Annotated in this window: 10 protein-coding genes; 5 read left to right on the plus strand and 5 right to left on the minus strand. The window is 57.0% G+C overall.

The genetic code is table 11. From position 1 onward, the window contains the following. Positions 1-87: 87 nt before the first annotated feature. From BM155_RS17035 to BM155_RS08945, 5 genes are all read right to left on the minus strand, one after another. Entirely contained in the window at positions 88-528 is a 441-nt protein-coding gene (locus tag BM155_RS17035) for a hypothetical protein (RefSeq protein ID WP_139223197.1), read from the minus strand. Positions 529-809: 281 nt separating this feature from the next. Continuing rightward, on the minus strand, positions 810-1,274 hold the full coding sequence (locus BM155_RS08930; RefSeq protein ID WP_067155610.1) for a Tse2 family ADP-ribosyltransferase toxin: 465 nt from the start codon (positions 1,272-1,274) through the stop codon (positions 810-812). Between the two features lie 541 nt (positions 1,275-1,815). Continuing rightward, positions 1,816-3,129: an MFS transporter gene (locus BM155_RS08935; RefSeq protein ID WP_074902641.1), complete on the minus strand. Its 1,314-nt coding sequence runs from the start codon at positions 3,127-3,129 to the stop codon at positions 1,816-1,818. Positions 3,130-3,231: 102 nt separating this feature from the next. After that, entirely contained in the window at positions 3,232-4,299 is a 1,068-nt protein-coding gene (locus BM155_RS08940; protein WP_067155605.1) for a sugar phosphate isomerase/epimerase family protein, read from the minus strand. Further along, positions 4,296-5,468 carry a Gfo/Idh/MocA family protein gene (locus BM155_RS08945; protein ID WP_254773161.1) on the minus strand — a complete coding sequence of 391 codons (1,173 nt, stop codon included), beginning with the start codon at positions 5,466-5,468 and terminating at the stop codon, positions 4,296-4,298. Before BM155_RS08945 ends, BM155_RS08940 begins: the two co-directional genes overlap by 4 nt. Positions 5,469-5,653: 185 nt before the next feature. Between BM155_RS08945 and BM155_RS08950 the strand changes: the two genes are divergently transcribed. From BM155_RS08950 to BM155_RS08970, 5 genes are all read left to right on the plus strand, one after another. Continuing rightward, complete coding sequence (locus BM155_RS08950) at positions 5,654-6,664, plus strand: LacI family DNA-binding transcriptional regulator (protein WP_074902984.1); 1,011 nt, start codon at positions 5,654-5,656, stop codon at positions 6,662-6,664. Between the two features lie 220 nt (positions 6,665-6,884). Further along, entirely contained in the window at positions 6,885-7,466 is a 582-nt protein-coding gene (locus BM155_RS08955; protein ID WP_067155599.1) for a gluconate 2-dehydrogenase subunit 3 family protein, read from the plus strand. 8 nt (positions 7,467-7,474) lie between these two features. After that, positions 7,475-9,175: a GMC oxidoreductase gene (locus BM155_RS08960; RefSeq protein WP_074902645.1), complete on the plus strand. Its 1,701-nt coding sequence runs from the start codon at positions 7,475-7,477 to the stop codon at positions 9,173-9,175. A gap of 77 nt (positions 9,176-9,252) precedes the next feature. Continuing rightward, positions 9,253-10,104: a sugar phosphate isomerase/epimerase family protein gene (locus tag BM155_RS08965; RefSeq protein WP_074902650.1), complete on the plus strand. Its 852-nt coding sequence runs from the start codon at positions 9,253-9,255 to the stop codon at positions 10,102-10,104. Positions 10,105-10,631: 527 nt separating this feature from the next. Continuing rightward, positions 10,632-11,762, plus strand: coding sequence for a TolB family protein (locus tag BM155_RS08970; RefSeq protein WP_139223198.1), 1,131 nt, complete (start codon positions 10,632-10,634; stop codon positions 11,760-11,762). Positions 11,763-11,891 lie beyond the last annotated feature (129 nt).

The raw sequence follows: 11,891 nt of genomic DNA on the forward strand, positions 1-11,891 counted from the left end.
ACGTATTGTGCGAAAATGGGAGCGCAGCGACCCGCACAATATGTGAACAGCGTTGGACGTCCCGCGGAGGGCCGAAGGCCCGGAGCTTTACTGCTTGGCATTGTTATGCACCTTACTTTTAGCCCACTCTAAAGCCCAGCCCTCATGTGCGTTCCCACGATTGTAAACCACCATTAATGTATTTTCTGACGTTAATATTTCTTGTTGATCTTGCAGGAAAACTAAGAATACCGCATTTTCTGAAAGGTCCGGACTTTTGCATGGCTCCGCACTTAGGTAAAAGTAGCCTTCTCGCGCAACCTCTCCTTTTAATATTGGAGAAATAGCAGAGTAACGCCACCTAAGATGAGGTGGTCCATCTAAGTGTTCTGCTTCAACATTTGCCAAAAATACGACTTTTGCTGCTTCATATGCGGAATTCAAAATATCAACTCTATCGAGTGATTTTCGATCGCCACAATAAATATCAATTGCTAATGCCTTTCCACTAAAGGTGAATACTAAGAATAACTGAATTACTCTAGTCATGCTCTTGCCGCATAACGCCTTGGATAAGCCGCCGCTTTAGCGGTCGGCTTAATTCACTTGTTAGGCAATCTAAAGTATCTTATCTAAAGGCAGACCAACCTCATCCTCTATAGATTTGTATTCGGATTTTAGGTACTCCAGAAACTGTGTTAATTGTAAATGATGTTCTTCATAGTCGGATCGATCCCGAATTGTCTCACTATTTAACAGGCTTTCAGTGTATAACACTGCATCCCTAACTGCGGAGAGCATTAAAGGCGCCCATGTATTCGGTATTTCCATTATACAGCTTCCTTAATTAAGTCTTGCGCAAGTGAGTTCAGCAACATCTTAAACCGCCACAATGGCATATCAAAAGCTGGGGCAATTGTATAATGGGTTGCATCAAAGCGCGAATTATACTCATCTTTAACTATGGCAAGCCCATAAGGTAGTGTTGTGCCTTTAGGAATTCGAAAATATTCCCAATTTTTTCCTTTAGGAAGCCCCGGCTTGTCAAAGGTACTTAGGCCTCGCGGTCTTTCTTTGACCTTTACCCACTTTTCCTTCCCGACATTTTCTATTTTAATATCTGCTGGCCGAGGCCGACCATTAGATAACATATACGGTTCCTCTACAAATTCGAAGGGCTCCTTGTTCGCTTTAACGTTCATCGCCCTCCATAAATTGATTGGGACCTGCCCATCAAAATACTTCTCTATCTGATTTTTCGATAGTAATACGTCCTTCAAAACAGTAGCAGTCATTGCTGTATTTCATCCTTTTAAAATTAGACGATACTGCCTAACAGTTTTATTCACAGTCCAGTGGCTCTATATTATCTTGGCTCTTGTTCACAGGCGCGCAATACCACACGCTGGAAAATCTCCATTGAAATCAATGAGATAACCTACAGCTCGATTTGAATTCAGGAGTTAAACGAGCAAGATGCTCAGTTATCTTTTTGTTGATGTGGCTCCAAGTTTTATCACTACGCCGTTTAAAGTCAACGAGTTAACAACTGCTCATCGGTGAATAAGAGCCGCCGTCTACTGAGCACGGGCTTGATATATCGGTTCCTGCAACAATGATGTTTGTATAAACAGTTTTCAGGGGCTCTACCATGGTCATGGGTGACGTTCGTCCCAGGATATCCGCCCAAGCAACAGCTTCTTCAGTATGACGGCTGGATGCTCGGTGGAGTAACGAGGCTATGTGTTCTTGTTTGTCGCCCCCCTGTCTTGCTTTCTTTGTTTCAGTAGAAGCGAAACTGTCCTGATACAGGGGGGAATTGCGGCGGGTTGAGTTTTATCCCGGTTCTACAGTGCGGGGCTCTGGTGCAGCACTGCTGCGGCGGTCGTAGAGCCAGATAGCGCCAAATACCAGTAATAGTGCCATCGGCAACAGGGCAACCAGGGCGAAGGACTCGGCCGCAGCCAAACCCTGTATCTCCGCCAGCGCTTCGGCGGACAGTTGTGAAAGGTGTTCGGAGCCGCCGGCTAGTTCGGCCTTCACTTGGTCGTAGTAGGCGCCGAGCATGGGGAGTACAAAATAAATGGACAGGGCTCCGGCAGATCCCAGTAGGCCGATCATCAGAGAACCGCCGCGAGGATAGCGTTCGGATACGCTGGCGAGCATGGTGGGCCACATAAAGCAGACGCCTGTGCCCCAGACGGTGGCGGCGAGGAGCGCGGTTATCGGTCCCTGGGCCTGAGATAGCAGCCACAGGCCCAGTGCCGCCAGCAGGCTGGAAAACCACAGCAGCCCGGCGTTGGAAAGGCGGTGTGCCAGGGGGCCGGCGAAGTGGCGCATTACGAACATCAGCCCGCTTACGTATACCAACAGCAGCATACCGCGGAAGCCCACCTTTTGAGTCAGGGCCAGGTCCACCCATTGCCCCGGTGCCAGCTCTGAAGCCGCGGTGAGCAGCATTGCGCCGAACCAGATAAAGAAGCTGGGGCGGCGCACTATCTCTGCGAACATCTCGCCCATGCTGATGCCGTTGGCGGCACGTTCGGTAGGAGGGAAGGGGGTGTTGAGGGACAGCAATATCACCGCGGATGCAGGTAACAGAACAAGAGCCAGTGCCCACTGCCAGCTAATATTCAATGTCCCCAGGACCACACCCGCGAGCCCTCCGGCGATCATGCCTGCCGGCCACCAGGCGTGCAGTACGTTCAGGCGGTGGGTTTTTTGCTCCGGGTAGAGAGCTGTGGTCATCGGGTTGATCGTCGCCTCCACGCAGCCCCAGCCGATACCGCATAACAGCATGCCGCCCCAGATTACTCGGTAGGCAGCCTCTCCCCCGAGCAGCGGTGCACAAATCGTCAGCAGAGTGCCCCCGCCCAGGCAGGTACCGGCGGCGATTACCACCCGGCGCATACCCAACAGGTCCAGAAAGGGGCTGACCGCGAAGAGGGTAAAGGCAAAGCCCAGAAAGGCTACACCGAGGGCTTCGGCGATGAGTGTCGCCGACCTGGCGAGGTCTATGGCGTCGAGTAGCTCGGTTTTGATATTGCCCGCCACGGTGGCACGCAGGGAGGCGCTCATGGCGGCGGTGAAAAGGGCGAGGACGCCGATAAGGAAAAGTTTACTGCGGGGGTACTGCGCGGGACTAGTCATGGTTTTTCTCCCATCGCTTTATTGTTGTTATGGGCCGCGCCGCAGCTGTTCGTTTGGCGGTGAATGAATTGCGGCGCGGTTTTGTTTGCCCGCCGGCTCGAGCTATCTGATGCCTAAAATGCGCGCGTTGCGCCCGGCATCGCTGGCCCCGCCGGCGAAGTCGTCGAAGGCCTTGTCGGCGCGGCGGATCAGGTGTTCGCGCACGAAGCGCGCCCCCTCGCGGGCGCCGTCCTCCGGATGTTTGAGGCAGCACTCCCACTCCACCACCGCCCAGCCGTGGTAGCCGTACTGACTGAGCTTGCTGAAGATACTTTTGAAATCTACCTGGCCGTCGCCGAGGGAACGGAAGCGGCCGGGCCTGTCCTGCCAGTTCTGATAGCCGCCGTAGACGCCGGCGCGGCCGTTGGGGCGGAATTCGGCATCTTTAACGTGGAACATGCCGATGCGGTCGTGGTAGCGGTCGATAAAGTCCAGGTAATCCAGCTGCTGCAGGACGAAATGGCTCGGGTCGTAGAGAATCTTGGCGCGGGGGTGCCCGTCCACCGCCTGCAGGAACTGCTCGAAGGTGGCGCCGTCGTGCAGATCTTCGCCTGGGTGTATTTCGTAGCAGAGGTCCACGCCGGCTTCGCCGAAGGCGTCGAGTATGGGCTCCCAGCGCCGCGCAAGTTCCGCAAAGCCCTGTTCCACCAGCCCTGCTGGCCGCTGTGGCCAGGGGTAGACCAGGTGCCACATCAGGGCACCGGAAAAGGTGGCGTGGGCTGTAAGGCCCAGGCGCTCGCTGGCTTTCGCGGCGAGCAGCAATTGTTCGATTGCCCAGTCGGTGCGCGTATCGGGCTTACCGCGCAGTTCCGGTGGGGCGAAGTTATCGAACAGCTCGTTGTAGGCCGGGTGTACGGCCACCAGTTGTCCCTGTAGGTGGGTGGATAGCTCGGTGATTTCCACGCCAGCATCCGCGCAGAGCGCGCGCAGGTCGTCGCAGTAAGCCTGGCTTTCGGCGGCGAGGCGCAGGTCCAGGCAGCGGCTGTCCGAGGTGGGGATCTGCACTCCCCGGTACCCCAGGTCCGCGGCCCAGCGGCAGATGGCCGCGAGGCTGTCGAACGGCGGTTGGTCGCCCATAAACTGGGCGAGAAACAGGGCGGGCCCCTTGATGCTTGAGTCCGTTGTACTCATGAGAGCACCTCGGTCGGCGAGTCCACGGTATCTGCCAGGGCCACCCAGTTGCCGCGGCTGGCGACGACCGCTTCAATAAACGCCATACCGCGGATACCTGTTTCTATACCTGGATAATTGGCTGGCACGCCGTCGAGAATCGAAGCGGCGAAATCCCGGTAAAGGTTGGCCATGGCCTCGAGGTAGCCTTCCGGGTGACCGGCGGGCAGTCGCAACCCCTGCAGGGCGCGCGGGTGCAGAAAGTTTTTGTCGCTGCCTGCGCGCAGCAGGCGCACTTCGCCGCCGGGGATTCGATGAACCAGAGTATCCGGCGCCATCTGGCGCCATTCCAGCCCACCTTTTTCTCCATAGATGTGTAGGGTCAGATCGTTTTCTTCGCCTGCGCACACCTGGCTTGCGATCAGTACGCCGCTGGCGCCACCGGCGGTGCGGAACAGGGCCGCGCCATCGTCATCCAGCCGCCGCTCCTCGACGTGACTGCGCAGCTCAGCGCACAAATGGGTGATGGGTTGGCCGCTGACAAATTCCGCCAGACTGAAAGCGTGGGTGCCGATATCGGCCATACAACCACTGGCGCCGGCCAGAGCGGGATCGGTGCGCCAGCCGGCCTGCTTATTGCCGCTGTTTTCCAGCCCAGTGGAGAGCCAGCCCTGGCGGTAGCTTACGTAGATTTTTCGTATGCGGCCCAGTGCGCCATCGATCACCATTTGCCGCGCCTGCTGTACCAGCGGATAGCCGAGGTAGGTGTGGGCGAGGGCGTATTTGCGGTCACTTGCGTCGAGGGCGCTTTTCAGCGCCTTTACTTCCGCCAGTGACACGCCCGCGGGTTTTTCGCTGAACACGTGAAAGCCGGCCCGGAGTGCCGCCTCGGCAATGGGTACATGCAACTGGTTGGGTGTGGTGATAGTGAGCGCTTGCATGCGCTCGGATTCCGGCAGGGCGGCCTCGGATTCGATCAGGGTGCGCCAATCCGGGTAGATGCGGGCGGGGCTGAGTCCCAGGGCGCGGCCGCTGCGGCGGTTGTTGTCCGGGGCTCGGCTGAAGTTGCCGCACACCAGTTGAATGCGTCCGTCCAGGGCTGCTGCCGCGCGGTGCGCGGCGCCGATAAATGCACCTTCACCACCGCCGACCATACCCAGGCGCAACTTGTGACTGTCCGACTGCTTCACCCAGCCCTCCTGAGGAAAACCGCTGATTGTTGTTTTCCGCTCCGACGGCTGGCGGTTGCTTGTGCGGAGGAATGTAACGGGTTACATTTTTTTATGTCAATAGCCGGCGGGATGGATAGCGCGCCACATTTGGTGCTTCGCTCCGGCGGACGGCGGCTGCTTTATTGCTGAAGGTGGAGTTTCCCATGTCGAATATCCGCACCGTGGCCAGGCTGGCCGGCGTATCCGTGGCTACGGTATCGCGCGCCCTGGCCAAGCCGGACCTGGTATCTCCGCGCACGCGCAAAAAGGTACTGGCCGCGGTGGAGGCGGCCGGCTACAAACCCAATCTGATGGCGGTGCAGTTCCGCTCGCGGCGCACGCGCAATCTGGTGGTCTTGGTGCCAGTGATCGCCAACCCCTTCTTTTCCCGGGTGATTACCGGCATCCAGGGCTGCGCGCGGGAGGCCGGCTACCAGGTACTACTGTGCAATACCCAGGGGCGCGAGGAGACTGAGCGCGAATACGCGCGCATGGTGCAGAATTTTCAGGCGGACGGCGTCATTCAGCTGCGCGCCTTTGATCCCTTCGCCGATAGCGGGGTGGGTTCCGATTTCCCCGGCGGTTTGCCGCCGCTGGTCAATGCCTGCGAGGTGATGGACGACTGCCGCTACCCCTCGGTGAAGCTGGACAACCGCGCCGCCGCCCGCGCTATGACCGATCACCTAGTGCGTCTGGGGCACAGGCGTATCGGGGTGATCAAAGGGCCCCAGCGCAGCCCGCTAACCCGCGACCGTATCGCCGGCTATCGGGACGCCCTGGATGCAGCCGGTATCATCTACGACGAGACGCTCTTATGCCCCGGCGATTTCACCCTGCAGTCCGGCCACCGCGCTGCCGGCACCCTGATTACCCGCGATAATCCGCCCAGCGCCATCTTCTGTGAGAACGACGAAATGGCCATCGGGGCGATACAACGTATCAAGCAGGGCGGGTTGCGGGTCCCGGAGGATATTTCCGTAGCGGGATTCGACGATATTGCCTTTGCCTCCTACAGCGATCCGCCACTGACCACCATTGCTCAGCCGGCAGAAGAGTTTGGCGCCACTGCGGCCCGGCTGCTCATCGATCAGCTGGAGGGGCGGCAGCAAGGGGTTACCCACAGTGTCCTCCCCTATGACTTAGTGGTGCGCGACAGTACGGGCCCGGTGCGCTGACCGCTACCACTCGGGGTGAGTTTGCGCTCACTTTAGCGGGTTTCACAAGCGATGGGACCGGCAACCCCAAGCTGCCAGTTGCAAACGGCGCCAGATTGTTTTGCACCACTTGTGGGCATGGGTGAAACCGGTTACATTCTTTTGGTGCGTATGTTGCAAAAGTCCGGCCGTGCCCCGGCGCGGTGGGAAATATCAATAAAAATAACGAAGGATGAGAGCAATGAGCGCGACCGAACTAGGCCCGGATCAGGCCCGGCGGGCGCTGCTGCGCCGCGCTGCCCTGACGCTCGGCGTGAGCGCGATTTCCCCTGCCGTCAGCGCCGCCCTGCTGCGAGCGGGAACTACTCCCCCATTGCATCAATTTTCCGTGGCGCACCGGGAACTGGTGGCGGAACTGGCGGATATGATTCTGCCCGATACCGACACCCCCGGCGCCCGCCGTGCTGGTGTGCCCCAATTTATCGAAACTTTGTTCAGCCAGTTCACTCCCGGGCACCGGGCGCGTTTCCTGCGCGGTCTGGAGGAGGTCAATGCGCGTGCCAGTGTCGAGGCCAGTGATGGTTTTCTGCGCGCCGATGCCACTGCCCGCGAGCGTATCGTCGAGCGCATGGACCGGGAGGCATTTTCCGGGGGAGACTCTTCCCGTTATTCCTTTTTCCGCGAGTTCAAGGAACTGACACTGATCGGCTACTACACCTCTGAGGCGGGTGCCAGCCGCGAGTTGCGTTACGTGTCTGTGCCTGGTGACTATCGCGGTTGCGTGCCGTTGGCGGAAATCGGACGCTCCTGGGCGACGGAGTAACGCAAACAATGAAAACTCCCATCTTCGACGCCATAGTGATCGGCTCTGGCATCGCTGGGGGCTGGGCGGCCAAAGAGCTCACCGAACGCGGCCTGCGCACGCTGCTGATTGAGCGCGGTTCTGAGATATCCCATCCCCGCGATTACAAAAGCGACTTTGCGGCCCCCTGGGAGCTGCAAAACCGCGGCCTGGTGCCCGAGGCACTCGCGCAGCGGGACTATCCGGTGCAAAGCAAGTGCTACGCCTTTAACGAGCAGAGTCGCGATCGCTTCGTCAATGACCGTGAACATCCCTACGAGCAGGTGGCGCCTTTTGACTGGATTCGCGGTTATCAAACCGGCGGCAGATCGATGATGTGGGGACGCCAGTGCTACCGTTGGAGCGAACTGGATTTCACCGCCAATTACGAGGACGGCCACGGTACCGATTGGCCCATCCGCTACCAAGATTTGGCGCCGTGGTATGACCATGTAGAAGCCTTCGCCGGTATCAGTGGCAACCGCGATGGTTTGGCACAGATTCCAGACGGCAACTTCCAGCCACCGATGGCAATGAATTGTGTGGAAAAAGCGGTAAAGGCGCGTATAGAAAAAGCCTTTCCCGACAGGCGTTTGATCATAGGCCGCGCCGCACACCTGACGGCGCCGGAAAAAATTCATACTGACCTCGGGCGCGGCAAATGTATGAACCGCAATATGTGCGAGCAGGCCCGCGGTTGTTCATTTGGTGCTTATTTCTCAACACCCGCTGCCACACTGCCAGCGGCGCGCAGAACCGGCCGATTGGAAATGGTGCACGATATGGTTGTGCGCGAAATTATTTTCGATCGCGAGCGCGGTCGCGCCAGCGGTGTGCGCGCGGTGGAGCGAGATACTCTCCGGCCGCGTGAGTTCCAAGCCCACCTGATCTTTCTCTGTGCCGGTACACTGCCCAGCACCCAAATCATGTTGAATTCGGTATCGGAAGCATTTCCAAATGGCATTGGTAACGGCAGCGGCGTACTGGGTCGCTATTTGATGGACCACCATATGCGGGTCAGTGCCGCGGGTATCTATCCCGGATTCGAGGATCACTATTACAGCGGCCGCCGTCCCAACGGCATTTATATTCCGCGCTTCCGCAACCTGGGTCACAAGCGGGAAAACTATCTGCGCGGTTTTGCCTACCAGGGGGGCGGCGGGCGCGCGGGCTGGCGGCGCGGGGCCAGCGAAGCCGGATTTGGCGTCGACTTCAAGCGCCGGCTGCGAATGCCGGGTCCGTGGTATTTCTATTTATCCGGCTTTGGAGAAATGTTGCCCAGGCGCGAAAACCGCGTTTGGTTGGATCCGGAAAAACGCGACCGCTGGGGTATGCCGCTGCTACACGTGGAGGCGCGTTGGAGTGAAAACGAGTATCGCATGCGGGAAGATATGCTCGCTTCCGCGGTGGAAATGCTCGAGGCTGCGGGGTTGAAAAATATCAATTCGTCAAATGAAGAGCACGCTCCCGGACTCACCATCCACGAAGCGGGTACCGCCCGTATGGGGCGTGACCCAAAAACTTCGGTACTCAACGCTTACAATCAGTGTCACCAGGTGCCGAACCTGTTCGTCACCGACGGTGCCTCTCTGGCTTCTTCGCCCTGCCAAAACCCTTCATTAACTTTAATGGCTTTAACCGCGCGGGCAGTGGCTTTCGCAGTAAAAAAATTTCGACAAGGGCAGGTGTGATTGGCTTTGAGCGAAATATGTGGACTGGATAAGAGAAGCAATTTTTCTGAATGGATACATTATTTGCGGAGGGATCAATGCAGCGTAGAAGATTTTTGCAACTGGGTGCACTCGGGCTGGCTGCCGCCGGGATGGGTGTGACGGCGCTAGCGGAGGATAATGCCTTCAGGCCCAGGCAGGAGGAAGCCGGAAAAATTCCCGGACTGCAGTTATATACGCTGCGTTCGCTGATGAAAAAAAATGTGGCCGGTACCCTGGCAGCGGTGGCGGAAATCGGTTATCGGGAAGTGGAGTTTTCCGATTATTTTGGGCTAAAGCCCACAGAAGTGAGAAGAATGCTCGATGCCGAAGGGCTTTCAGCTCCGGCAGTGCATGTACCGTTGCAAATATTGGAGACGCAGCTGGAACAAGCATTGGAAGCCGCGCTCCGTATCGGTCATCGCTACCTCGTTTTGCCGTGGCTGGAAGAGAGGCAGCGTGGTACGGAAAACTTCAAACGGCTCGCGGAGCGCTGCAATGAGTGGGGTGAGAAATGCCGTGCAGCCGGCCTGCGGTTTGCCTATCACAACCACGATTTCGAGTTCTCTGCAGATGGAGGGTTCGTCCCTTACGATTGGTTGCTTGAAAATACCGATCCAGATCTAGTGAGTTTCGAAATGGATCTTTTTTGGATAGCCAAAGCGAATCGGGAACCTGAAGGATACTTCAAAAAATACCCGGGACGTTTTCCCCTCTGGCATCTAAAAGACATGGATGCGAATGGAAATATGGTGGATGTTGGTGCGGGGGTGATTGACTTCAAAAAAATCATCCTCGGCGCAGACATGGCTGGTTTTGAGTTTGGATTTGTGGAGCATGACCAGCCAGATGATCCTTTGCGAACGGCAAGCACTGGATTGGCGGCGGTGCGATCCTGGGGGAGGGGATGAGTTTTCGCCTTCACTTCCGTGAAATGTGTGGATAGAATGCCGCCCCCCATCCATCCATGATGGATGGATGTTTCGTTGGATTTTTGTTTTTTGAATTGTGGTGCGAGCTTGGGCGGGTGGAGTAAATCCCCCGTCTTTTTTTTGCGCCAAATAATTTTGATTGCGACGCACAGGAACTGAAAATTTTTGTTTTGAGAACCTTGTAGTAATTTTACAAATGTGTGGCGCGTAAATTATCGGCCCGATTGTGGCGCCGCAATTTTATTGTTAGCGTAAACAAACCTTATCTTTCCCCGGTGCAAGAGTGCTCTTGTGCCGATGTAGAGGGATGAGATAGGCCATCGACGATTAGCGAATATTTATTCGCAATAAAAAGGCAGGGACGCCGGATTAGTAAACTCTTCCGTTGCGCCCCCCAAAAGCCAAATAAATTACTTTCTCGCACCACCTGGACTTTTATCTCATAGGGCTCTCTTGCCTTGTGAGGCTGCGATCTAATGTGCAGATTGCACTGAAAAGGGGTGCGTGTGTCAGAAAGAATGAATGAAGTCTCTTCTGTGTGGAAGGTTGCCTGGGTGGTTGAAGCTGTCCGCATTTATTTTGCGGTGGCCATTTTGGCAATGATTCCTGTCTCCGTTCGTGCAGATCTTGTATTCAGTGCCGCCGGCGCCGGGCCTGTGGCTAATCTCTATGCGGTGGATTCCGCCGGCGATCTGCGCAGGATCACAGACAATATCCGTTGGCGGGATATCGATGCAGACATTGCCGATGATGGCCGGGTCGTCTTTAGTTCCAATCGCGAGACAGAACCGAAAATCGATGTTGAGCGACGTTCTGAGCATTTCCATCTTTACCTTACTGATATCCATGGCAGACCGCCGGTTCCGCTGACGGCGGGCAATAGTGACGAGCGCATGCCACGTTTCTCGCCTGACGGGCGCAACGTCGCTTTTATTCGCCATGCTCCCGGTGTTCAGCAGCTGGTGATGATTGAGCTTGGCGGCGAGGAGCAAGTAATTTTTTCCGCGGAGGAAATATTTGATTTTTCCTGGTCTCCGGGTGGGGAAAATTTAGTTCTGGCACTGCGTAATGGCGCGGAATCGGCAGTTGCGCTGAAAGCGGTCTCGGGCAGTCATGAAGACGTTAATACAGTGGCGCGGGGCGCTGGTGATGATTGGCTGGTTGCCGCGCGCTGGTCTCCGGATGGACGCCGAATCGCGCTGATCCGCCACCCGCTGCGGTTGGGCGAGCGGTCGTTGTCAGTGTTGGATCTGGCAAACGGAGATGAGCGCCGTCTGTCGCCGGCGGGGGTTGAGGTGCAGCAGTCGGTGGACTGGTCCGACGACGGTGAGCGCCTGCTGTATGCGGCGCTGGTGGATTATAACTACCGCTACGACGAGGCAGCCCACAAAAAAATACACGAGGGCGCCATGCATATATTTCAGTCCTCTATCGATGGTGAAACCCGGCGACTGAGTGCGGGCGGCGGTCTGCACAGAGCGCCGGTGTTTTCGCCAGACGAAAAGCGAATCGCCTTTCTGTATGCACCATCGCTGGATGCCCGCCGTTTGGCGCTGCGCACCATGCGTGTCGACGGAGAGGGGGTGCGAGAGCTTTATCCCGCGGTGACGCGTCATTCCGGGATTCTTTGGCGCTAGCGCGGTGATGAGGTGCCTGGCCGCAATTCGGAAATCAGATGTCGGTTCTGCGGCAGGTAAATAAAGATGTCAGAACACCGTATGGCATCTATGCGGTAGTGGTTAAGTCGGTGGGTAGTAACGGCAGAG

Source organism: Microbulbifer thermotolerans (assembly GCF_900112305.1).
GTDB classification, from domain to species: Bacteria; Pseudomonadota; Gammaproteobacteria; order Pseudomonadales; family Cellvibrionaceae; genus Microbulbifer; species Microbulbifer thermotolerans.

What these genes read in the sequence shown, in the direction of transcription:
- BM155_RS17035 (WP_139223197.1), bottom strand. Translation starts at nt 528, where the DNA reads ATGACTAGAGTAATTCAGTTATTCTTAGTATTCACCTTTAGTGGAAAG.
- BM155_RS08930 (WP_067155610.1), bottom strand. Translation starts at nt 1,274, where the DNA reads ATGACTGCTACTGTTTTGAAGGACGTATTACTATCGAAAAATCAGATA.
- BM155_RS08935 (WP_074902641.1), bottom strand. Translation starts at nt 3,129, where the DNA reads ATGACTAGTCCCGCGCAGTACCCCCGCAGTAAACTTTTCCTTATCGGC.
- BM155_RS08940 (WP_067155605.1), bottom strand. Translation starts at nt 4,299, where the DNA reads ATGAGTACAACGGACTCAAGCATCAAGGGGCCCGCCCTGTTTCTCGCC.
- BM155_RS08950 (WP_074902984.1), top strand. Translation starts at nt 5,654, where the DNA reads ATGTCGAATATCCGCACCGTGGCCAGGCTGGCCGGCGTATCCGTGGCT.
- BM155_RS08955 (WP_067155599.1), top strand. Translation starts at nt 6,885, where the DNA reads ATGAGCGCGACCGAACTAGGCCCGGATCAGGCCCGGCGGGCGCTGCTG.
- BM155_RS08960 (WP_074902645.1), top strand. Translation starts at nt 7,475, where the DNA reads ATGAAAACTCCCATCTTCGACGCCATAGTGATCGGCTCTGGCATCGCT.
- BM155_RS08965 (WP_074902650.1), top strand. Translation starts at nt 9,253, where the DNA reads ATGCAGCGTAGAAGATTTTTGCAACTGGGTGCACTCGGGCTGGCTGCC.